Here is a 22,572-nt window from a genome sequence, read left to right as displayed (position 1 = left end):
CGGCAAGCGTCCAAACCTCACGCCCTGCCGTCCCTGCACGATCGCAGACTCACTGGAGACCGCTGCGTGCGACGACTTCCTCGGCGATCGCCAGCGCACTCGTGAGACCGGGCGACTCGATGCCCATCAGGTTCACGAGACCTTGCACCCCGTGCTCAGCAGGACCGTCGATGCGGAAGTCGGACGCGGGCTCGTTCGGTGCGTGGATCTTCGGACGCACACCGCTGTACGCGGGCTGCAGCGCGCCGTCCGGCAGCGCAGGCCAGTAACGGCGCACGTCGTCGTAGAAGACGTCGGCGCGCGTGGGATCGACGGCGTAGTCGATGTCTTCGGGGCTCGTGACATCGAGCCACTGCGCATCCGGCCCGAAACGCGCTTGGCCGCCGAGGTCCAGCGTCAGATGCACACCCAGCCACGCGTCCTGCGGCATCGGATACACCAGCCGCGAGAACGGCGCCCGCCCCTGCAGCGCGAAGTAGCAGCCCTTGCTGAAGCGTGCGGCGGGCGGGGTCGGCAGGTCCTCGATCGCGGCGGCGACCATTGGCGCATGCAGCCCGGTCGCGTTGACGACGAGGCGGGCACCGAGTGTCATGTCGTCGGTGTGGACCACGTGCCCGGCGCCGTCTCGACGCACTGCGGTCACCGCTGCGCCGAAGGCGACCGCGCCGCCGTGGCGCTCCAGATCGCCCTGGAGCGACAGCATCAGGCCATGGCTGTCGACGATGCCGGTCGACGGCGAGAGCAGCGCGGCCTCGCACTGCAGTTGGGGTTCCAGCGCGAGGGCTTCCTCGCGCGTGAGCCAGAGCAGATCATCGACGGCGTTGGCGGCCGCCTTCGCCTGCAACGCATGCAGACCGGGCAACTGGTCCGCAGCCGTCGCGACGACGAGCTTGCCGCAGCGGCGATGCGGCACGCCATGCGATTCGCAGTGCGCGTAGAGCAGCCGCTTGCCGCGCACGCACAGCCGCGCCTTCAACGATCCCGCCGGGTAGTAGAGCCCGGCGTGGATGACTTCGCTGTTGCGCGAGCTCACGCCGGTACCGATGGCGAGCTCGCGCTCGAGCACCAGCGTTTCCAGCCCGCGCATCGCCAGCGCCCGGCCGACCGCGAGGCCGACGACGCCGGCCCCGATCACCACTGCATCGACTTGATCCATGCCGGCGATTGTGCCGAGGCCGCCGCGCTCAGGCGCGCAGGTCGGCGAGTGCGTGCGAATGCTGGAGACCGAAGGCGCTCACTGCGGCGGCGTCGTGGCTGAACTCGCCGCCGGCGAGCCGATGCGCGAGGGTCTCCAGATCCAGCGTCAGGAATTCGCAGACCTCGCCGTCGCCATTGCGCGGCGAGAAGCCGGCGGGCAGTTGAAGGCTGAAGATGTGCAGCACTTCGTCGTGCAGGCCCTCGACTTCCATGCGCGTGCTGCGCAGCGCGCCGCGCGCCTGCACCGCGGCGCTGAGGGCCATCGGCACGCCTGCCTCTTCGAGCAGCTCACGACGCGCGCAGTCGATCAGGTCTTCATCGGCGGTCAGACCGCCGGCGGCGAGGTTGTCGAGCTTGCCCGGGTCGGTCGCCTTCGACAGCGCGCGCCGGCCGCACACGAGCCGCGCCCCCGGCAGGAAGCCGTTGATGTGCACCGCGCGGCTCATCAGCCCGAAGAAACGGAAGGCGGCGCGCTCCAGGCGGAACAGCACCTCGCCACGCTCGGTGCAGGGATCCTCGACAGGCCGCTCGCAGGCGTAGCGCTCGCCGCGCCAACCGGTGATCGCGCCGCGCTCCTTCAGCGCGAGCGCAACCTCGCCGATGCGCTGCGATCGGGCCTCGACATCGAGCGCCTCCGCATCCCAGCACAACGCGCCATCTCGGCGCTCAAGTTCGGGCCAGAGCTCGGCTAGCAAGACCTGGCGCATCGGATGCACGCGGCCGATCGTGACGTCCCCCGATCGCAGCGGAATGAGTCCGGCCGGCACCGGCTGACTCGCCAGTTGCAGACAGCGTGGAACGACGGCGACGAGCGAGGGCGGCAGCAGCGACGGCATGGGCTGATTCTCTCCGCGACGGACCAAGAAAAAACCCCGCCAACTTGCGTTGACGGGGTTGATCTGGTGGGCGGTGCAGGGTTCGAACCTGCGACCCCTGCCGTGTGAAGGCAGTGCTCTACCGCTGAGCTAACCGCCCGGTATCTGGACCGGGTTTTCTCCGAATTTCAACAAGAACAAAGTGACTTCGATGAAGAGACTTTGGTGGGCGGTGCAGGGTTCGAACCTGCGACCCCTGCCGTGTGAAGGCAGTGCTCTACCGCTGAGCTAACCGCCCGGTCTTGTCGTCCTCAACCACCGCTGGCATCGCTGCTTGCACTGCGGTTTTGGATGTCCGGGAAAGTCGAAGATTATGCCATGAGAATTTGACGCGATTCAAGAACTGTTTGACTCTCTTCGCTCGCGTCGTCGCACAGGCTTCGATTCAGTCCGACGTTCAGGCCGCCGCCGGCACCTGCCAGATGCGCTTGCCGCCACTGGCCTTGTCCAGATCGGCCAGCGCCTTGTCGTGCAGGGCCAGTTCCTCGGCCGTGGCCGCGATCACCGGCAGGTCGAATGCGCTGAAGTCGATGGCCACGACCTCCAGCTGACCGCCTTCGCCCGACGACGACGCGCTGTCGTCGATGACCAGCGAGTCCTGACCCCGCGTCAGGCGGATGAAGACTTCCGCCAGCAGCTCCGCGTCCTTCACCGCGCCGTGCAGGCCGCGGTTGCTGTTGTCGACCTCCAGCCGGCGGCACAGCGCGTCCAGCGAGTTCGCCTTGCCCGGGAACATGTCCCGCGCCATCAGCAGCGTGTCGCGCACGCTCTCCACGCATTCGTGCAACGGCGCCTTGCCGCAGCGCTTGAGTTCGGCATTGATGAAACCGACGTCGAAGGCCGCGTTGTGCGCGATCAGCTCCGCGTCGCGGATGAAATCGAGGAACTCGTCGACGATCTGCGCGAACTTCGGCTTGTCGGACAGGAACTCGATGCTCAGGCCGTGGACGCGGAACGCCTCCTCCGGCATGTCGCGCTCGGGGTTCAGGTAGAAGTGCAGATGGCGGCCCGTCAACTGACGGTTGACCATCTCCACGCAGCCGATGTCGACGACGCGGTCGCCCGATTCAGGATTCAGGCCGGTGGTTTCGGTATCGAAGAAGATCTGACGCATGTCGGGTCTCGAAGGTGGATCGCGCGCCGCTCAGCGGGTCGCCGGCGATGCCTGCAGGCGTGCCGCGCGCCGGTAGGCCCACAGCATCATCAGGAGGCCGATGACGATCATCGGCGCGCTCAGCCACTGGCCCTGGCTCAGGTGCAGCGGCTGCTTGTCGAGGGTGAGGAAGCTGTCAGGTTCGCGGAAGTACTCGGCGACGAAACGCGCCACGCCGTAGCCGACCAGGAACAGCCCCGACACCGCCGCCATCGGCCGCGGCTTGCGCGCGAACAGCCACAGCACGATGAACAGCAGCACGCCCTCGCCGAGGAACTGGTACAGCTGCGACGGATGGCGCGGCGTGATCACCGCATCATGGGCCTGCGGGAACACCATCGCCCACGGCAGGCCGGGATCGGCCGCGCGGCCCCACAGCTCGCCGTTGATGAAATTGCCCAGGCGTCCCGCGGCCAGGCCGGTGGGCACGCACGGCGCGACGATGTCGCCGACCTCGAGGAAGTTGAAGCCCCGCCGCCACGCGAAGAAGGCCAGCGCGACGATCACGCCCAGCAGCCCGCCGTGGAAGGACATGCCGCCCTGCCACACCGCCAGGATCTCGCCCGGATGGCTCAGGTAGTAGGCCGGCTTGTAGAAGAACACATAGCCCAGCCGGCCGCCCAGCACCACGCCCAGCACGCCGTAGAACAGCAGGTCGTCGATGTCGCGCCGGGTCCAGCCGCGCGCCGCGTTCCAGGGCTTGCGGACCATGCGGTTGCCCAGCCACAGGAACAGCCCGAAGGCCGTCAGGTACATCAGCCCGTACCAATGGATCGGCCATCCGAAGATGTTGATGGCGACAGGGTCGAACTGGGGATGGACCAACATGAAGGAGCTTTACCGCGTCGAGAAGGCGCGAATCATAAAGCTGAGCGTCAGTTCCCCAGTGCGGCCAGCTGCTTGCGGCAGTCCTCGATGTCGCCGTTGCTGCCGCGGCGGTTGTCCACGCAGCGTTGCAGCGCGACGCGCGCGCCGGCCTTGTCGCCCTTGCCCGCCAGCGCGCTGCCCAGGCGCCGGTCCAGGCCCAGCTGCTCGGCGCCCGTCATGCCGCGGGCGCGCTCGAAGGCGGCCACCGCCTTGTCGTACTGGCCCAGCGCGTCGTAGGCACGGCCCAGGCCGTAGGCGCCCATCGCCTGCTGGGGCTGGCTCTTGAGCAGCTCCTCGAACCACGGCACCGCCCGCTCCTTCTGCTCGCCGAAGAACAGGTTGCGGCCGTAGTCACTCCACAGCACGCGTTGCTCCAGCAGCAGTTCGGGCCGTTGCGTGCGCACCGCGCGCAGCGCCTTCTCCATCGCCGGCCAGTCCTTCTTCGACGCCGCCACCCGCGCGCGCATCAGGCCCAGCTGCGCCGGATCCTTCACGTCCTGTTCGAGCGCCCGCGCCTTCGACTCCCCGCCCCCGATGAAGCTGGGCAGCGCCAGGTAGTACTGCTGCAGCGCGCTGCGCGGCTCCGGGGCATCGGGCAGCAGCGTCATCGCCCGCTGCGCCAGGTCGCTGACCCGCCCCAACGAGCCCAGCGCCTTGAGCTTGCTGCCGCCGCGCGCCTGCATCACCAGCGCCAGCGCCAGCGCGTAGTGGCAGGCCCCCTCGTTCGGCGTGTGCTGCACGCATTGCTCCAGCCGCTGCGTGTTCTGCTTCAGCACCGCGCCGTCGGCCAGATCCAGCTGCGCCAGCGCCAGCGCGGCCGCCGCCTGCGGATCGTCCGGATCGGCCTTCACACGTTGCGCGGCGAGTTTCTCCAGGTCGTCCGCGCGGCCGGCGTCGAGCAGCGCCTGCAGCTCCGCGTCCTTCAGCACGGCCGCCTGGGCCGGCGTCGCGAAGGCCACGCTCAGGACCATCGAGAACCCGGTCACGACGCAGATCGCACCGATCAGGCGTCGCCAGGTGCCGCGGCGGCGGTCATCGTCGTTCTTGCGGGGAGCGGTCACGGAAAACGTCCTTTCATCGGCGCATGGTCGCAGAAGTCCGCCGGCCCTGCATGCCCACCGCATGCCGGAAACGGAACTTCACCTTCGTCTTTCCTGCCGGCAAGCCGCAGGCCGGACCTGCCCCTTTCGAGGCCGCTCCGCGCGGGGTCACGCCTTGACTTTCACCTGCCCGCGGACATGGTCGACGAAGCGGTGCACCACCGGCGACGCGTCCCGGCGCCAGATCAGGCTGGTGTCGCAGGCCGGCACGCGGGCCGACGGCCACGGCCGGTAACGCACGCCGGGCCGCTGCAGCGCGCAGACCGACTGCGGCACCCAGGCCACGCCCATGCCGGCCGACACCAGGTTGACGATGGTCTGCATCTGGATGGCCTCCTGGGCGATGTGCGGCGTGGCGCCGTGCGCGCGGTAGAAGCCGAGCAAGGCATCGAAGAGCGACGGCGCGATCTCGCGCGGGAACACGACCAGCGGTTCGCGCAGCACGTCCTCCAGCGACGGACCGCCGCGGCGCGCCAGCGCCCAGTCTTCGGCATGCGCGAGCACCAGCGGCTCGGTCGACACGGTCAGGCACTCGAAGCCGGCCGGCTCGGCGCCCGGCGCGTGGATCGCGAAGCCGGCGTCGAGCTCGCCCGTCTCGAAACCGCGCAGCTGGACGTCGAGCGTCGCCTCCCGCAGCGCGAGCTGCACGTCCGGCAACGCTTCGCGGAACAGCCGCAGCCAGCGCGGCATGTCGCCGTAGCCGACGGTGGAGACGAAGCCCAGGCTCAGCCGGCCCGCCTCGCCGCTGGCGGCCGCGCGGACGCGGGCAGGCAGCTGGTCCGCCTGCTCGATCAGCCGCGTGGACGCCTCGACGAGGGCCACACCCGCCGCCGACAGCGCGACGGTCCGCCGGCCGCGCTCCAGCAGCTGGACACCCAGTTGCGCCTCCAGCTTCTGCACGGCCAGGCTCAGCGGCGGCTGCGTCATGTGCAGCCGCTCGGCGGCGCGGCCGAAGTGCAGTTCCTCGGCCAGCATCAGGAACTGGCGCAAGGGGCGGAGCTCGATCATCGATACATCACATGAATCAAAACGCCGTCAACTATATATTGGACCCGCAAGAACGCGCGTCGCATACTGGCGCGCTCCAAGCCTCGCTCGCCAGGACGACACCATGACCGATCCGAAGAACAACGCCTCCGCCAGCGCGACAGCCGCGCCTCATGACGACGCGCCCAACCGCCGTTCGAAGAACATCACCGAGGGCGTCGCGCGCGCGCCCAACCGCTCGATGTACTACGGCATGGGCTACGAGGAGGGCGACTTCGGCAAGCCGATGATCGGCGTGGCCAACGGCCACTCGACGATCACGCCCTGCAACTCCGGCCTGCAGAAGCTGGCCGACGCCGCCGTCATCGGCCTGAAGGCCGCCGGCGCCAACGCGCAGCTCTTCGGCACGCCGACGATCTCCGACGGCATGGCCATGGGCACCGAGGGCATGAAGTACTCGCTGGTCTCGCGCGAGGTGATCTCCGACTGCGTCGAGACCTGCGTCGGCGGCCAGTGGCTGGACGGCGTGATGGTCATCGGCGGCTGCGACAAGAACATGCCCGGCGGCATGATGGGCATGCTGCGCGCCAACGTGCCGGCGATCTACATCTACGGCGGCACCATCAAGCCCGGCCACTACAAGGGCCAGGACCTGAACATCGTCAGCGTCTTCGAGGCGGTCGGCCAGTTCAGCGCCGGCAAGATGAGCGAAGAGGACTTCTGCCAGATCGAGAAGCGCGCCATCCCCGGCAGCGGCTCCTGCGGCGGCATGTACACCGCCAACACGATGAGCTCGGCCTTCGAGGCGCTGGGCATGTCGCTGCCCTACTCGTCGAGCATGTCCAACGTCGAGGACGAGGTCGTCGAGAACACCAAGCGCGCTGCGGATTACCTGGTCGCCGCCGTCAAGGCCGACCTGAAGCCGCGCGACATCGTGACCAAGCAGGCCATCGAGAACGCCGTCGCGGTCATCATGGCCACCGGCGGTTCGACCAACGCGGTGCTGCACTTCCTGGCGATCGCGCACGCGGCCGAGGTGGACTGGACCATCGACGATTTCGAGCGCATGCGCACCAAGATCCCGGTGCTGTGCGACCTCAAGCCGAGCGGCCGTTTCCTGGCCGTGGACCTGCACAAGGCCGGCGGCATCCCCGCCGTCATGAAGCAGCTGCTGAAGGCCGGCCTGCTGCACGGCGACTGCATCACGATCACCGGCAAGACCGTGGCCGAGAACCTGGCCGACGTGCCGGACCTGTCGCCCGACCAGCAGGTCATCCGCGCCGTGGCCGATCCGATCTACGCGCAGGGCCACCTGGCCATCCTGAAGGGCAACCTGTCGCCCGAGGGCTGCGTCGCCAAGATCACCGGCCTCAAGAACCCGGTCATCACCGGCCCGGCGCGCGTCTTCGACGACGAGCAGTCGGCGCTCGCCGCCATCATGGCCAACCAGATCAAGGCCGGCGACGTGATGGTGCTGCGTTACCTGGGTCCCAAGGGCGGCCCGGGCATGCCCGAGATGCTGGCGCCCACCGGCGCGCTGATCGGCCAGGGCCTGGGCGAAAGCGTCGGCCTGATCACCGACGGCCGCTTCTCGGGCGGGACCTGGGGGATGGTGGTCGGCCACGTCGCGCCGGAGGCCTATGCCGGCGGCACCATCGCGCTGGTGCAGGAGGGCGACTCCATCACCATCGACGCGATCCAGCTGCTGCTGCAGCTCAACGTCGACGACGCCGAGATCGCGCGCCGCAAGGCCGCCTGGAAGCAGCCCGCGCCGCGCTACACGCGCGGCGTGCTGGCGAAGTTCGCGAAGAACGCGTCGAGCGCCAGCTCCGGCGCCGTGCTCGACAAGTTCGAGTGAGTGCGCCGGCGCCGGCCTACCCGGCGCCGCCTCATCGCAGCGGACGGCAGATGCAACAGCGGGGCCCTCGAGGCCCCGCTTTGCATGGCACGTCGAGGGATCAGCGCTTCTTGCGCGTCTTGTCGCCCATGCCGATGGCGTCGAGCTGCCGCTGACGGCGGACTTCCTTCTTCGCGTCCATCTTGTCCATCTCCCGCTTCTTGGTGTAGCCCGTCTTGTCGGCGATTTCCCACCAGACGACGGCCACCGGGAAGGGCGACAGCACCCACCACCAGCTCAGCGTTTCAAACGGGCCGACATCGCCCAGCTTGAGAAGAATCAACAAGACACCGATCACCATCAACCACATCGTCGTTCTCCTCGTGCGCGCCCCCGGGCGCCGCATCCCCCACCACTACAATCGCGCGAGCCCGGAGATTTCCCCAGCCACTCGTCGACCCGCGTCGCGACCCTTGATGTCACGGCGGCGATTGTGGCGCCGAATCTGCAGATCCGATTGTGACGCGGATGGGAAGCCCGGCGACACCTGAAAGGATGCCATGAGAAACGCCTTGTTCATCGCCGCGGCCCTCGCCGCCCTGCTGAGCGCCCCCAGCGCCTTCGCCAGCCCGGAACTGGCGCAGAAGAAGAACTGCATGGCCTGCCATGCCGTCGACAAGAAGCTGGTCGGCCCGGCCTACAAGGATGTCGCGGCCAAGTACGCCGGCGACAAGGACGCGGTGAAGAAGCTGTCCGAGAAGATCATCAAGGGCGGCTCCGGCGTCTGGGGTCCGGTGCCGATGCCGGCCAACACGCAGGTCAATCCGGCGGAAGCCGAACAGCTCGCCAAGTGGATCCTGACGACGAAGTGACCGTGGACCGGGCATCGCGCGATGCCCGCCAACGACGAGGCCCCTGTCGGGGCCTTTTTCATGGGGCTTCCCGATGGGCGGGAAGCCCTCGGGAGCAAGCCCCGCGCAGAGGCGGGGCTCACTGCCTCGACGGGCCTCGGCAGGCCCCGACAGGGCTCAATAGGCCTGTCCGAGCTGCTCCAGGATCGCCGGGTTCTCCAGCGTGGAGGTGTCCTGCGTGACGCTCTCCCCTTGGCGACCGAGCGCAGCAGCCGGCGCATGATCTTGCCGCTGCGGGTCTTGGGCAGGTTGTCGCCGAAGCGGATGTCCTTGGGCTTGGCGATCGGACCGATCTCCTTGGCCACCCAGTCGCGCAGCTGCTTGGCGATGGCCTTGGCCTCGTCGCCGCTCGGCCGCGCGCGCTTGAGGACGACGAAGGCGCAGATCGCCTCGCCGGTAGTGTCGTCCGGACGGCCGACCACCGCCGCCTCGGCCACCAGTTCGGTGCAGCTGACCAGCGCGGACTCGATCTCCATCGTGCCCATGCGGTGGCCCGACACGTTCAGCACGTCGTCGATGCGGCCGGTGATCGTGAAGTAGCCGTTGTCGGCGTCGCGGATCGCGCCGTCGCCGGCCAGGTAGTAGCCCTTGAGCTCCGGCGGGTAGTAGCTCTTCTTGAAGCGCTCCGGATCGCCGTAGATGGTGCGGATCATCGACGGCCACGGCTTCTTGACGACCAGGATGCCGCCCTGCCCGTTGGGCACGTCGTTGCCGGTCTCGTCGACGATGGCCGCGGTGATGCCGGGGAACGGCAGCGTGCAGGAGCCCGGCACCAGCGGCGTCGCGCCCGGCAGCGGCGTGATCATGTGGCCGCCGGTCTCCGTCTGCCAGAAGGTGTCGACGATGGGGCAGCGGCCGCCGCCGACGTGCTGGTGGTACCACTCCCACGCGGCCGGGTTGATCGGCTCGCCGACCGAGCCCAGGATGCGCAGCGAGCTCAGGTCGTAGCGCTTCGGATGCACGGCCTCGTTCGCCTCGGCCGCCTTGATCAGCGAACGGATCGCCGTCGGCGCCGTGTAGAAGATGGTGACCTTGTGCTTCTCGATCATCTGCCAGAAGCGGCCGGCGTCCGGGAAGGTCGGGATGCCCTCGAAGACGACCTCGGTGCCGCCCAGCGCGAGCGGGCCGTAGGTGATGTAGGTGTGGCCGGTCACCCAGCCGATGTCGGCGGTGCACCAGAAGATGTCGGAGTCCTTCAGGTCGAAGGTCCACTTGGTGGTCAGCGCGGCATGCAGCAGGTAGCCGCCGGTGCTGTGCTGGACGCCCTTGGGCTTGCCGGTCGAGCCCGAGGTGTAGAGCAGGAACAGCGGATGCTCGGCCTCGACCCATTCCGGCTCGCAGCTCGACGATTGGCCGGCGACCGCGTCATGCAGCCATTCGTCGCGGCCGGCTACCCAGGCGATGTTGCCGCCGGTGCGCTTGTAGACGATGACGTGCTTGATCGTCGGGCAGCTGTTGTCGGCCAGCGCCTCGTCGACGATGGCCTTGAGCGGCAGCGACTTGCCGCCGCGCGCCTGCTCGTCGGCGGTCAGCACCATCACGGCGCCGGCGTCCTGGACGCGGTCTCTCAGCGATTGCGCCGAGAAGCCGCCGAACACCACCGAGTGCGTCGCGCCGATGCGCGCGCAGGCCTGCATCGCGACCACGCCCTCGACCGACATCGGCATGTAGATGACGACGCGGTCGCCCTTCTTCACGCCGCGCGCCTTCAGCGCATTGGCCAGCTGCGCGGTCTTGGCCAGCAGCTCGGCGTAGGTGACGCGGGTCGTGGTGCCGTCGTCGGCCTCGAAGAGGATCGCGACGCGGTCGCCGCGGCCGGCCTCGACGTGGCGGTCCAGGCAGTTGTAGGAGACGTTGAGCTTGCCGTCCTCGAACCACTTGAAGAACGGCGCGTCGGAGTCGTTCAGCACCTTCGTGAAGGGCTGCTTCCAGCTCAGCAGCTCGCGCGCCAGGCGCGCCCAGTAGCCCTCGTAGTCCGTCTCCGCTTCCTTGCACAGCGCCTCGTAGGCGGCCAGGCCGGACACGTGGGCGCCCTGGACGGCGGATGCGGGGGTTGTAGATCTTGTCACTCATGGCCTATGTCTCCGTACAGGCAGGGATCTTCGAACTCGGGTTCAGACTGGGCCGAACTCTCCACTTTCACACTGACGATGTGCTTACTCTTGTAGAAGAGCTGCTGGACACCCAGCGTGAGCTTCCCGTGAAGCACGCGGCATGCTCTCACTAAAATCGCGTGGTTTGGCGGTTCCCGCCAGTTACGACTTGAAGGACTTACCCCGATGACCGACCGCCCGACGCCCACGGCCGACACCGCACGCCAGCGCATGCATCCGCTCGCGCACCTGATGTTCGGGAGCCGCTGGCTGCAGTTGCCGCTGTACATCGGCCTGATCCTGGCGCAGGCGGTCTACGTGTTCCAGTTCTGGACCGAACTCGTGCACCTCGTCGAGGCCGCCTTCGGCAACCAGGAGGCGCTGAAGCTGCTGGTCAGCAGCGTGGGCTACAACCCCGGCGTCACGGTCACCAAGCTCAACGAGACCATCATCATGCTGGCCGTGCTGGCGCTGATCGACGTGGTCATGATCTCCAACCTGCTGATCATGGTGATCATCGGCGGCTACGAGACCTTCGTGTCGCGGCTGCACCTCGAGGGCCACCCCGACCAGCCCGAATGGCTGGACCATGTCAACGCGTCGGTGCTGAAGGTCAAGCTGGCGACGGCCATCATCGGCATCTCGTCGATCCACCTGCTCAAGACCTTCATCAACGTCGAGAACCTCAGCGAGAAGACGCTGATCTGGCAGACCGGCATCCACCTGGCCTTCCTGCTGTCGGCGCTGGCGATCGCGATGACGGACAAGCTGCTGTCGCACGGCCCGGCCGAGAAGCACTGACCCGCGCGCCGCACCCGGCGCACGAGCGCACGAGCGCACGGGCGCAACAACGACGAAAGGGCCCTCGGGCCCTTTCTTCATGGCGGGATCGAGTCCTCAGCCGCGCCTGCGCATCAGGATCAGCGTCCCCGCGATGCCTGAGAGCAGGGAGCCGCCGATCACGCCCAGTTTCACGCGGGTTTCGTAATCCGGGCCCTGGCCCTCGAACGCGAGGCCGCCGATGAACAGGCTCATCGTGAAGCCGATGCCGCACAGCACGCAGACGCCGAAGAACTGGATCCAGTCGGCGCCGCCGGGCTTCTGCGCCAGACCGGAGCGGATCATCAGCCACGAGCTGCCGAACACGCCGATCGCCTTGCCCAGCAGCAGGCCCAGCGCGATGCCCAGCGACACGGGATGGAGCAGGTCGCCGGCGTTGAGGCCGAGCAGCGACACGCCGGCGTTGGCGAAGGCGAACATCGGCAGGATCAGGAAGGCGACCCACGGATGCAGCGCATGCTCGAGCGCCTCGGCCGGCGAGTGCCCGTGGCCGTCGTCGTCGGACGGGATGAAGAGCGCGGTGGCCACGCCCGCCAGCGTCGCGTGCACGCCGGACTTGAGCACGCAGGTCCACAGCACCAGGCCCACGACGATGTAGAGGTCGACGCGTCTGACCTTGGCGCGGTTCAGCGCGAAGAGGATCGCGAGGCAGGCCGCCGCGCCGGCAAGCATCGCCAGCGACAGCTGGCTCGTGTAGAAGAGCGCGATGACGACGATGGCGCCGAGGTCGTCGATGATGGCGACCGCCGTCAGGAAGACCTTCAGCGAGGCCGGCACGCGGCTGCCCAGCAGCATCACGATGCCGATGGCGAAGGCGATGTCGGTCGCCGCGGGAATCGCCCAGCCTTGCAGCGCCACCGGGTCGGCGTGATTGATGGCGGCATAGATCAGCGCCGGCACCGCCATGCCGCCCAGCGCGGCGACCATCGGCAGCGCGGCCTGGGACCGTTCCGACAGCTCGCCGCTGACGAACTCGCGCTTGATCTCCAGGCCGACGAGGAAGAAGAAGACGGCCATCCACAGGTCGTTGACCCAGACCAGCAGCGGCTTGGCCAGCACCAGCCAGTCGCCGCCGATGCGGACCTCGCCCTCGATGCGGGTGAAGGCGGCGTAGACCTCCCGCCAGGGGAGTTGGACAGGATCAGCGCGGCGACCGCGGCGATGGCGAGCACGATGCCGCCGGCCGATTCGCTGGCGAAGAAGCGTTTGAGTCCCGGTGTCAAGAAGGCGTCCTCCAAAAGAGCGGCCCCGCCCGGTCGGCGGGCCCGGCAGTACAGCAGAGCGGGCATGTCGCGTCCATGACTCATCGGGCAGGACACGCCGTGAAGACCGGATCATCGCCGCTGCGCGCCGATCGGAGGAGAAGACGCGGCTTCGCACAAGCGTGCGCAGGGCGCCTGCCAGGCGGTGCCGGCGACGGGGATTTCATCGGGTAACGGGATAAAAAGGATAATCGCGGTCTCCCGTGACCAGCCTGTCCACGACCATGACCACCATCCGCTACGCCGACCTCGTCGAAAGCGTCGCCGCCGCGCTGCAGTACATCAGCTACTACCACCCGGCCGACTACATCCAGCATCTGGCGCGCGCCTACGAGCGCGAGCAGAGCGTGGCCGCGAAGGACGCGATCGCGCAGATCCTGACCAACTCGAAGATGTGCGCCGAAGGCCGCCGTCCGATCTGCCAGGACACCGGCATCGTCAACGTGTTCCTGAAGATCGGCATGGACGTGCGTTGGGGCGACTTCCCCGGCTCCATCCAGGACGCCGTCAACGAAGGCGTGCGCCGCGCGTACAACCATCCCGACAACAAGCTGCGCGCCTCGGTGCTCAGCGATCCGATCTTCGAGCGCAAGAACACCAAGGACAACACGCCCGCGGTGATCTTCATGGAGGTCGTGCCCGGCAACACCGTGGACGTGATCGTCGCGGCCAAGGGCGGCGGCTCGGAGAACAAGAGCAAGGTCTACATGCTCAACCCGAGCGAGAACATCGTCGACTGGGTGCTCAAGACCGTGCCGACGATGGGCGCGGGCTGGTGCCCGCCGGGCATGCTGGGCATCGGCGTCGGCGGCACGGCCGAGAAGGCCGCGCTGCTGGCCAAGGAAGCCCTGATGGACGACATCGACATGTACGAGCTGCTGGAGCGCGGTCCGAAGGACAAGCTCGAGGAGCTGCGCATCGAGCTGTACGAGAAGGTCAACGCGCTGGGCATCGGCGCTCAAGGCCTGGGCGGCCTGACCACCGTGCTGGACGTCAAGATCAAGACCTACCCGACGCACGCCGCCTCCAAGCCGATCGCGATGATCCCGAACTGCGCGGCCACGCGCCACGCGCACTTCGTGCTCGACGGTTCCGGCCCGAGCTACCTGACCCCGCCCAGCCTGGACCTGTGGCCCGACGTGAAGTGGGCGCCGGACTACAACAAGAGCAAGCGCGTCGACCTGAACACGCTGACCAAGGACGAAGTCGCCAGCTGGAAGCCGGGCGACACGCTGCTGCTCAACGGCAAGATGCTGACGGGCCGCGACGCCGCGCACAAGCGCATCCAGGACATGCTGGCCAAGGGCGAGACGCTGCCGGTGGACTTCACCAACCGCGTCATCTACTACGTCGGCCCGGTCGATCCGGTGCGCGATGAAGTCGTGGGACCGGCGGGCCCGACGACCGCGACGCGCATGGACAAGTTCACCGACATGATGCTGGAGAAGACCGGCCTGATCGCGATGATCGGCAAGGCCGAGCGCGGCCCGGTCGCGATCGAGTCGATCAAGAACCACAAGTCGGCCTACCTGATGGCGGTCGGCGGTTCGGCGTACCTCGTGTCCAAGGCGATCAAGCACGCGACGGTCGTCGGCTTCGAGGACCTCGGCATGGAAGCGATCTACGAGTTCGACGTGGTCGACATGCCGGTGACGGTGGCGGTCGACGCCGGCGGCACCAGCGCCCACATCACCGGCCCGGCCGAATGGCAGCAGCGCATCGCCGCGGGCAAGCCGATCAAGATCCCGGTGGCGGCGGGCTGAGCCCCTCCTCCGCGCGAACGACAAGGCCACCCTCGGGTGGCCTTTTCGTCGCCGCCCCGTCAGCCGTACATCTTCGACAGCTTGTCCACCAGGCCCTGCTTCTGGCCGAGACCGGACATCGAGGTGTCGAGCGCCGTGTACTGCCGGCGCAGCCGCTTCTCGTAGTTGGCGACGCGGTCCTCGAGCGCATCCACCCGCTTGCCGTTGGATTTCAGGTTGTCCTGCAGCCCCCGGGTGCGGGTCGTCAGCGCTCCATCCATGCCCAGGATCTGGTCCGTCAAGCTGCGCAGCTTCACCGCGATGCCGCTGTTGTCGGCGTGATCCTTGTCGATGCCCATGAACAGCTGCTTCAGGTCGGCGCGCTGGGACAGGGCCTTGTTGAACTTGCTGTCGTTGATCGTGATCGCGCCGTTGACGCCCATCGTCAGGCCGATGTCGGGCAGGTGCGCAAACGCGCCCGGCAGCGTCGTTCCCGCCGCGACCGCGCCGCGCAGGCGGCTGGTCAGGCCCACCGCGGTGCTGTCACCCTGCAGAACGGCCGCGGTCTTGTTCTCCGCGTCGTACTTGGTGTTGTCGCGCAGCAGGCCGATCGTCGCGTTGTAGGCGGTGACGAACTCGCTGACCGCCTTCTTCAGCGACTCCTTGTCCTGGCTGGCCGTCACGGTCGCCGCGCCGGCCTTCTGCACGGTGAAGCTCACCCCGTCGATCGCGGTCTCGATGGTGTTGGTCGCCGACGTGATCGCGAGTCCGTTCACCGTCAGCCTGGCGTTGCCCGCGCGCAGGTCTTCGGTCATCCGGGAGGGTTGTCCCGCCCCGCCGAAAGACAGGTCGGCCAAGGAGGGCCGCCCCTCTTCGGGCGGACCCGACGGCGCGGCCGTCATGCGGAAGCCGTTCTCGGCGCCGGTCTCGCGCGAGCGGATCACCAGCCGCGAGCCGGTGACGTCGTTGACCAGCGAGGCCACGACACCCGCGCCGGAGGCATTGAGCCGGTCCCGCACGTCCTCGAGCGAATCACGCGGCGGTTCGATCGTGATCGTCTTCGGCGACGCGCCGGACTTGGAGGTGAAGCTGGTGCGATCGGCGCTCCACTCCCCCAACTCCAGCGTGAGCGCGCCGCCGCCGAGCTTGTCCCCCTTCTTGAAGGTCGGACTGGAGAGGCTCTGCGCCGCGGCCAGCCGTTCGACGTTCAACACGTAGCTGCCTTCCGCCGCGCCGGCGCCGCCGGTCACCGACGCCACCGTGGCATCCGAGGACGTCGCCGTCACGCCCTGCCACGTGTCGGGCTTGGTGAGCTTGGCCGCCGCGTCGCGCAGCGCGCTCAACGACGACTGGATCTTTCCGAAGACGGAGATCTTGGTCTTGATCTTGTCGCTGGCCGCATGCAGGTTGTCGATGGGCGTGCGCTCCACCGACACCAGCTTCTGGACGATCGCCTCGACGTTGAGATTGCTTCCCAACCCTGTTGAACTGATTCCCATCGCTTCCTCCCCTGGTTGACCACGCCTGGTTCTCGGCGCCGTTCATGCCAGGAAGGTTAAGCAATGTTTCTGCTTTGCGAATCCACGGGCATCGCGAGGTTCACGCCCCAACTGGGTGCCTCGGTGACGCCGTTCACCCGAGAGAGGGGGACATCGCGCAGGAGGCGCCGGCCACCTCTCGGCCTGCCATCAAACGGCGGGCGTGGCGCCGGGCGCGGAACCCGAGGCCGACGCGGACAGCGGGTCGGACACCAACCCGGTAGCCGCAGGCCCCGCGGCACCGTCCACCACCGTCCGCACCACCCGTTGCGGGAACGGGATGTCGATGTCCAAGCGGTTCAGCAAGCGCAGGATCGCCAGGTTGACCTCCGAGCGCACCCCGCCCTGCCCGTTGTGCGGGTCGGAGATCCAGAAGCCGATGGTCAGCTCCAGTCCGTCGGCGGCGAAGTTGCTCAGCGACACCGACGGCGACGGCTCGGACAGCACGCGAGGCACGCGTTTGATCGCTTCGATGAGTTGCGGGAACAGCGCGTCCAGGTCGGTGCCGTAGGCCACCTGCACCACCGTCGACACGTTGACCTGCGGGTCGGCGAGCGAGAGGTTCTCGACCCGTGTGGTGATCAGCGACTCGTTGGGCACGATGGCCTCGCGGCCATTGAGCGCGCGGATCACCGTGTAGCGCGTCTTGATGTCGCTGATGCGGCCCTCGAAGTTGTCGACCTTCACCATGTCGCCGATCCGCAGCGAGCGCTCGGCCAGGATCATGAAACCGGAGACGTAGTTCGCCGCGATCTTCTGCAGACCGAAGCCCAGGCCCACGCCGACGGCGCCGCCCAGCCAGGACAGCGCGCTCAGGTTCAGGCCCAGCGTGTTCAACGCCACCATCGCGCCGGCAACCAGCAACGCCGTGCGGGTCAGGTTGACCGCGATCTTGCGCATCGACAGGTCGAGCACCGACTTGCCCCGCAGCAGCCGCGATTCGATGACCGAGGACAGCCACAGCACGACCAGCAGCACGGCGCCGACCTGCAGCACGCCCAGGAGGACGTCGTAGACCGTGATGTAGGCCTTGCCGTTCTTCGGCAGGAAGGTCAGGTCCGCGTCCTGCAGCTCGTCGATCAGGATCGGCAGCACGCCGACGATCCAGAGGATCGAGCCCAGCCACGCGATCCAGGACACGCTGCGCTCGAGCAGCTTGATGCCGAGGAATCCGGCATCGTCGCCCGCAGCACCCGGGCGACGAGCCGGATCACCACCAGCGACAGCAGCACCGGGATGACGACGCGGAACAGCGCGACCGGCTCGCCCAGCAGCGGCATCACCCGCCGCGCGCCCAGCGCCAACAGCAGCGCGATGACCGGGAACAGCACGCCGTCGAAGACGCGGTGGCCCAGCAGCACCGAGTGATGCCCCGGCGCGGCGGTGACGTGCTTGCTGATGCGGTGGACGATCAGCCAGGACAGCGCCAGGCAGGCCAGCACCAGGCCGACCTCGATCAGCGCCTGCGGCCGCGCGAGCGCCGTCAGCAGCGACTCCAGTTCGCGCAGGCTCAGCGTGTGGTTCAGGGATGCGGTGCTGCCCAAGGTGGTGCCCAAGGTGGAGTTCAGGGAGGAGATCAAGTCGGCATCCGGCGCGGGCCGGGTCGTTCAGTCGGAGGGAATTCTGTGGGACCGCCGGCGCGCCGGTGGTCGTGGCCCCGATTGTGGCGCCGGCTCAGAGGCCGGCCAGCGTGCGCAGGTGCACGCCGACGCTGCGCGCCAGCGCGCCCAGGTCGTAGCCGCCTTCCAGGCAGGACACGATGCGGCCCTTCGCATGGCGCCGGGCCACGTCCATGATGCGCAGCGTGATCCATTCATAGTCGGCCTCGACCAGCCCGAGCTGCGCCAGTTCGTCGTCGCGGTGTGCGTCGAAGCCGGCCGAGACGAAGATCATCTGCGGCTTGAAGCGCTCCAGCGCCGGCATCCACAGCGACTCGATCATCTCGCGCACCTCGGCGCCGCGCGTGTAAGGCGGCACCGGCACGTTCAGCATGTTCGCGCCCTTGGGCTCGCTCCCGGAATACGGGTACAGCGGGTCCTGGAAGATGCTGACCATCAGCACGCGGTCGTCGCCGGCCAGGATGTCCTCGGTGCCGTTGCCGTGGTGGACGTCGAAGTCGATGACCGCCACGCGGTCCAGGCCGCGCACGTCCAGCGCATGGCGCGCCGCGACGGCCACGTTGTTGAAGAAGCAGAAGCCCATCGCCTGGTCGCGCGTCGCGTGGTGTCCGGGCGGACGGACCGCGCAGAAGGCGTTCTCGGCCCGGCCGTCGACGACCAGGTCGGTCGCCTGCACCGCCGCGCCCGCCGCGCGCAGCGCCGCTGACCAGGTGAACGCGTTGGCGCAGGTGTCGGGGTCCAGCGCCTTCATCGGATGGGGCACGCCCTGCTTCGCCTGCTGCTCCAGCGCTTCGAGTTCCGACTTCAATTCGGCGACGTAACGGGCGGAGTGCGCGCGCTCCAGCGACTGGAGCTCGGCGCGCGGCGCCTCATGGCGGTCGAGCGCGACATCGACGCCGTGCGCGATCAGCCAGTCCTCGATCGCGCCCAGGCGCTGCGGACATTCCGGATGGCCGGCGCCCATGTCGTGGCGGTGGCAGTCGGGGTGGCTGATGAAGGCGGTGCTCATGGTCGGGGCTGGCGCGGTCGAGGGCACATTCAGGGCACGGTCGGGACACGTTCAGCGAGCGGTCGGGGCATGCACGGCGCTCCAGCGGAGCGAACCGATTCTGAGATATCGTGCGCCGATGAGTTCCGACGCGCCGACCTTCGCCTCCCAACCGCTGGCCGACCTGCGCCGGCAGATTAGCACGATCATCAAAGGCAAACAGGCGCAGACGGAGGACTGTCTGGCCTGCCTGCTGGCCGGCGGCCACCTGCTCATCGAGGACCTGCCCGGCGTCGGCAAGACGACGCTGGCGCATGTGCTGTCGATCTCGCTGGGACTGCGGTTCTCGCGGGTCCAGTTCACGACGGACCTGATGCCTTCGGACCTGCTCGGGGTCAACATCTACCAGCCGGGCGCGCAGGCGGCCGGCGGCAGCGCCTTCCAGTTCCACCCGGGTCCGGTGTTCAGCCAGGTCCTGCTGGCCGACGAGATCAACCGCGCCGGCCCGAAGACCCAGAGCGCGCTGCTCGAGGCGATGGAGGAGTACCAGGTCAGCGTGGACGGCACGACCCACCCGCTGCCGCTACCCTTCTTCGTCATCGCGACGCAGAACCCGAGCGAGCAGCTCGGCACGCATCCGCTGCCGGAGTCGCAGCTGGACCGTTTCCTGATGTGCATCAGCCTCGGTTACCCGGACCGCCAGGCCGAGCGCGAGCTGCTGATGGGCGGCGACAGCCGCGAGCTGCTGCGCGCGCTCAAGCCGGTGATGACGCCGGACCAGTTGCGCGAGCTGCAGCGCGCGGTCCTGGCCATCCATGTCTCGCCGGCGCTGCTGGACTACCTGCAGGCGTTGCTGGAGGCCACACGTTCCGGCGAGTGGTTCCAGGAAGGCCTGAGCCCGCGCGCCGGCCTGGCGTTGCTGCGGGCGGCGCGCGCGAAGGCGCTGCTGAGCGGGCGCGACTACGTGTCGCCCGACGACGTGCAGGCGATCCTGCCGCAGACCATCGCGCACCGCCTGCGGCCGCGCGGCGGCAGCGCCCGGGGCGCGCGCGAGCAGGTGCGCGCGATGATGGCTGCGGTGCCGCTGCCCTGATCGCAGCGCCACGACTCGCCGAACACCATCGACCGCGCTGACCGTCCACCGGATACCGCCGTGCGCCTCCCTTCCTGGAAGCCGTCCCTGCCGAAGCTGCCGGCGGTGCGCTGGCCGTGGCAGCGTCGCTGGGAAAAATGGTGGCAGGGCCGCCATCCCGCCAGCGACACGACCGCGCTGACGCAGCGCAACCTGTACATCATCCCGAGCCGGCCGGGTGCCGCTTTCGTCGCGACCTTGCTGGTGCTGCTGCTGGCGTCGATCAACGACCAACTGAGCCTGGGTTACCTGCTGACCTTCGTGCTGGCGGGCGCCGGCATGGCGTCGATGAACGCGACGCACGCCAACCTCCGCGGCCTCAAGCTGGACCTGAAGACGCCGCCCGCGACCCATGCCGGCCAGCCGCTCGCGCTGGACATCCGGCTGCACAACACCGGCGCGGCACGATTCGGCGTCGGCCTGAGACTGCCTGACGCCAAGGCCGCAGATACCGCCCATGCCGACGTCCCCGAGCAGGGTCACGCCCTGCTCCACCTCCAGGTGACCTTCGCGACCCGCGGCCGGCATGCGCTGCCGCGGCTGCGCATCGAATCGCACTTCCCGTTCGGCCTGTTCGTGACCTGGAGCTACTGGCGCCCGGCGGCGCAGGCCTGGGTCTATCCGACGCCGGAGCTCGACGCGCCGCCCGCCGCCGCCGTCGAGGAAGGTCTGCCGCAGGGCCAGGGCCAGCCCGGCCTGGGCGATGACCCGGGGCTGCGGCCCTACCGGCACGGTGACTCGCCGCGCCAGATCCTGTGGAAGAAATCGGCACTCGCGCTGGCACAGCCGCAGCCGCCCTCGGGCAGCGGCGGAGGCGGCGCGGCGCTGCTGGTGCGCGAGCGCCTGGGCAGCCGCGCCAGCGAACAATGGCTGGACCTGGCCGCCACGCGCGGCCTGCCGTTCGAACTCCGCGTGTCTCGACTGACGGCCTGGGTGCAGCGCGCCGAGGAGGAAGGCCTGCCCTACGGCCTGAAGCTGCGCGACATCGCGATCGAGCCGGACCTCGGACCAGAACACTTCCGTGCGTGCATGGAAGCGTTGGCGCTGATCCAGGAATAGTTCGAGCTCGTTGCGCTGGGAAGCGCGAGCGGTCTCATGACGACAAGAACTAGCTAGTCAACCCAATAAATCTGTTGGCAAACGCCCGCACCTTGGCTTGAACAGGCAATTGCAGGCAAGACCTGACCCCGAAAAACTTCACCTCAATCCTGTTGCTCGTGGTGCGCTTGTGAGCGGATCGCTGCAACAGGACTGGTGTTCGAGCGCCACCTCTCTTGCGCTTGTCCTGGAGATTGAAATGCAAGAGCTTGAACTTCATGAAATCGAGCTGGTGTCCGGTGGCGATGCCGCAGCGACGCGGATCGCTGGAACCAACTCGTGGGGCGAAATCATCAATCGGAAATACTTTGACGGTGCCCAATGCAAGGCGGCAGGGACTTGGAGCATCCCCTGCTTCGACTACGCCCTGAAGTACAGCAGCTGGTAATCGCTGAAGCCCGCGCCATGCTGATGAGACGGAAACTGTCCGCCCTGGCGCGGGCGCTTGTTGGCCTCTACCTCGTTGGCAACGTCACCTACCGCTCGAGCCAGTGGTTCTGGGAGGTTGTCATCGGGCTCAACACGATCCATGTGCCGCTGGCGGCTTCGATTCTGAAGTCGATCCTGGACCTGTTGATCATGAGCGTCCTCTTTGGCCCAGCATTCTTCGGCGTGCTCCAGGGACATCGAGGCCGATGGCATGCCGTGTCCCTCGGCGCGTTGATCGCCATCGGCATCGTCATGGCGATGCTGCTCGGAACGGCTTGCGGCCAGATCACCTGGAGCGCCCTTCACATGAGAGGGCTCCAGTGGATCTATCTGTTGGGCTTCTCCTGCTATGCAGCAGTCGCCGAGGAACTCATCTGCCGGTTCCTCGTGCTCGATCGCCTGGGGCAGGTGGTCGGCACGGTGGCGGCCTTCCTGTTGCAGGTCCTGATCTTCGTTTATCTCCACATGTTCGGTCCGCGCCTCAACGCGCAGACGGCAAGCCACCTGGCCTTCGGCGCCGTCCTCATCGGTGCCTTCTACCTGTGGAGCGAATCGTTGCTCGGCGCCATGGCCCTGCACCTGACCTACGACCTCCTTGTGATCCCCCTCTTCGGGGGCACGCTCGACGACTTGGCCATCTACCCGATCGTCTCCGGCGACAACTACGCCAACGCTTACAGCCATCGGGCAGCAGCGACGTTCATGCTCGCGGTGTCGTCCTGGTTGTTGTGGAAGGTCTGGAGACGACGCCGCCGCCCAGGTGCGCCGCTGCCCTTGATCTGAGCGTGCCCCACAGGAATTCTCTGCCGTCCCGTCTCAGTCATCCCGAGATCCCGTCCCGGCGGCTCCGTTCCAGGTGTGCTACGTTGCGTCCTTCCAAGCCATTCCCTTGAAAGGCCGCCGC

19 protein-coding genes, 2 tRNA genes and 2 pseudogenes are annotated in these 22,572 nt (G+C 68.0%); 8 read left to right on the top strand and 15 right to left on the bottom strand.

What is annotated here, in order from left to right; translation table 11 throughout:
• Positions 1-49: 49 nt before the first annotated feature.
• From ACQ859_RS12220 to ACQ859_RS12185, 8 genes are all read right to left on the bottom strand, one after another.
• Positions 50-1,156 carry an NAD(P)/FAD-dependent oxidoreductase gene (locus tag ACQ859_RS12220; RefSeq protein WP_431266008.1) on the bottom strand — a complete coding sequence of 369 codons (1,107 nt, stop codon included), beginning with the start codon at positions 1,154-1,156 and terminating at the stop codon, positions 50-52.
• Between the two features lie 28 nt (positions 1,157-1,184).
• Complete coding sequence (locus ACQ859_RS12215) at positions 1,185-2,033, bottom strand: DUF4743 domain-containing protein (RefSeq protein WP_431266007.1); 849 nt, start codon at positions 2,031-2,033, stop codon at positions 1,185-1,187.
• A 64-nt stretch (positions 2,034-2,097) separates the two neighbouring features.
• Positions 2,098-2,172: transfer RNA gene (locus ACQ859_RS12210), tRNA-Val, on the bottom strand.
• A gap of 63 nt (positions 2,173-2,235) precedes the next feature.
• Positions 2,236-2,310, bottom strand: a tRNA-Val gene (locus ACQ859_RS12205).
• 159 nt (positions 2,311-2,469) lie between these two features.
• Positions 2,470-3,186, bottom strand: a complete 717-nt coding sequence (gene dnaQ, locus ACQ859_RS12200; RefSeq protein ID WP_431266006.1) for a DNA polymerase III subunit epsilon — start codon at positions 3,184-3,186, stop codon at positions 2,470-2,472.
• A gap of 30 nt (positions 3,187-3,216) precedes the next feature.
• Positions 3,217-4,053, bottom strand: coding sequence for a prolipoprotein diacylglyceryl transferase (gene lgt, locus ACQ859_RS12195; RefSeq protein ID WP_431266005.1), 837 nt, complete (start codon positions 4,051-4,053; stop codon positions 3,217-3,219).
• A gap of 47 nt (positions 4,054-4,100) precedes the next feature.
• A complete protein-coding gene (locus ACQ859_RS12190) occupies positions 4,101-5,153 on the bottom strand; it encodes a tetratricopeptide repeat protein (protein ID WP_431266004.1) in 1,053 nt (350 codons plus the stop codon).
• Positions 5,154-5,300: 147 nt separating this feature from the next.
• Positions 5,301-6,200, bottom strand: a complete 900-nt coding sequence (locus ACQ859_RS12185) for a LysR family transcriptional regulator (protein ID WP_431266003.1) — start codon at positions 6,198-6,200, stop codon at positions 5,301-5,303.
• A gap of 103 nt (positions 6,201-6,303) precedes the next feature.
• On the opposite strand from ACQ859_RS12185, the gene ilvD reads away from it, so the two are divergent.
• Positions 6,304-8,037: a dihydroxy-acid dehydratase gene (gene ilvD, locus ACQ859_RS12180; RefSeq protein ID WP_431266002.1), complete on the top strand. Its 1,734-nt coding sequence runs from the start codon at positions 6,304-6,306 to the stop codon at positions 8,035-8,037.
• Positions 8,038-8,137: 100 nt separating this feature from the next.
• Here ilvD and ACQ859_RS12175 read toward each other — a convergent pair whose 3' ends face one another.
• On the bottom strand, positions 8,138-8,386 hold the full coding sequence (locus ACQ859_RS12175) for a TIGR04438 family Trp-rich protein (protein WP_431266001.1): 249 nt from the start codon (positions 8,384-8,386) through the stop codon (positions 8,138-8,140).
• Positions 8,387-8,576: 190 nt separating this feature from the next.
• Between ACQ859_RS12175 and ACQ859_RS12170 the strand changes: the two genes are divergently transcribed.
• The gene (locus ACQ859_RS12170) at positions 8,577-8,888 is read left to right on the top strand and encodes a c-type cytochrome (protein WP_431266000.1); all 312 of its coding nucleotides are present in this window, start codon (positions 8,577-8,579) and stop codon (positions 8,886-8,888) included.
• 156 nt (positions 8,889-9,044) lie between these two features.
• Here ACQ859_RS12170 and acs read toward each other — a convergent pair.
• A pseudogene (acs, locus tag ACQ859_RS12165) lies at positions 9,045-10,996 on the bottom strand (acetate--CoA ligase).
• Positions 10,997-11,251: 255 nt separating this feature from the next.
• Here acs and ACQ859_RS12160 point away from each other — a divergent pair.
• Positions 11,252-11,821 (top strand): TIGR00645 family protein, encoded by a 570-nt coding sequence (locus ACQ859_RS12160; RefSeq protein WP_431266524.1) that lies wholly within the window; start codon positions 11,252-11,254, stop codon positions 11,819-11,821.
• A 96-nt stretch (positions 11,822-11,917) separates the two neighbouring features.
• On the opposite strand, the pseudogene nhaA reads toward ACQ859_RS12160, so the two are convergent.
• Positions 11,918-13,098, bottom strand: a pseudogene (gene nhaA, locus ACQ859_RS12155) (Na+/H+ antiporter NhaA).
• Positions 13,099-13,346: 248 nt separating this feature from the next.
• On the opposite strand from nhaA, the gene ACQ859_RS12150 reads away from it, so the two are divergent.
• Positions 13,347-14,885 (top strand): fumarate hydratase, encoded by a 1,539-nt coding sequence (locus tag ACQ859_RS12150; protein WP_431265999.1) that lies wholly within the window; start codon positions 13,347-13,349, stop codon positions 14,883-14,885.
• Positions 14,886-14,944: 59 nt separating this feature from the next.
• On the opposite strand, the gene fliD is transcribed toward ACQ859_RS12150, so the two are convergent.
• The 4 genes from fliD to ACQ859_RS12130 form a co-directional block, all read right to left on the bottom strand.
• Positions 14,945-16,363, bottom strand: coding sequence for a flagellar filament capping protein FliD (fliD, locus tag ACQ859_RS12145; protein ID WP_431265998.1), 1,419 nt, complete (start codon positions 16,361-16,363; stop codon positions 14,945-14,947).
• Positions 16,364-16,552: 189 nt separating this feature from the next.
• Entirely contained in the window at positions 16,553-17,542 is a 990-nt protein-coding gene (locus ACQ859_RS12140; protein ID WP_431265997.1) for a mechanosensitive ion channel family protein, read from the bottom strand.
• Positions 17,482-17,982, bottom strand: coding sequence for a hypothetical protein (locus ACQ859_RS12135; protein ID WP_431265996.1), 501 nt, complete (start codon positions 17,980-17,982; stop codon positions 17,482-17,484). Before ACQ859_RS12135 ends, ACQ859_RS12140 begins: the two co-directional genes overlap by 61 nt.
• Positions 17,983-18,076: 94 nt before the next feature.
• Positions 18,077-19,030, bottom strand: coding sequence for a histone deacetylase family protein (locus ACQ859_RS12130; protein ID WP_431265995.1), 954 nt, complete (start codon positions 19,028-19,030; stop codon positions 18,077-18,079).
• A gap of 118 nt (positions 19,031-19,148) precedes the next feature.
• Here ACQ859_RS12130 and ACQ859_RS12125 point away from each other — a divergent pair, with 118 nt between their 5' ends.
• The 4 genes from ACQ859_RS12125 (at position 19,149) to ACQ859_RS12110 (ending at position 22,451) form a co-directional block, all read left to right on the top strand.
• Positions 19,149-20,102: an AAA family ATPase gene (locus tag ACQ859_RS12125; protein ID WP_431265994.1), complete on the top strand. Its 954-nt coding sequence runs from the start codon at positions 19,149-19,151 to the stop codon at positions 20,100-20,102.
• Positions 20,103-20,162: 60 nt separating this feature from the next.
• Entirely contained in the window at positions 20,163-21,200 is a 1,038-nt protein-coding gene (locus ACQ859_RS12120) for a DUF58 domain-containing protein (RefSeq protein WP_431265993.1), read from the top strand.
• A gap of 97 nt (positions 21,201-21,297) precedes the next feature.
• Positions 21,298-21,627, top strand: a complete 330-nt coding sequence (locus ACQ859_RS12115) for a hypothetical protein (protein WP_431265992.1) — start codon at positions 21,298-21,300, stop codon at positions 21,625-21,627.
• A 17-nt stretch (positions 21,628-21,644) separates the two neighbouring features.
• Entirely contained in the window at positions 21,645-22,451 is an 807-nt protein-coding gene (locus ACQ859_RS12110; RefSeq protein WP_431265991.1) for a lysostaphin resistance A-like protein, read from the top strand.
• Positions 22,452-22,572: the final 121 nt, after the last annotated feature.

This window comes from Roseateles chitinivorans, from assembly GCF_050632235.1.
GTDB classification, from domain to species: domain Bacteria; phylum Pseudomonadota; class Gammaproteobacteria; order Burkholderiales; family Burkholderiaceae_C; genus Roseateles; species Roseateles chitinivorans_A.
Note: the sequence above shows the minus strand (reverse complement) of the source record. Positions and strands in the feature narration are given on the sequence as shown.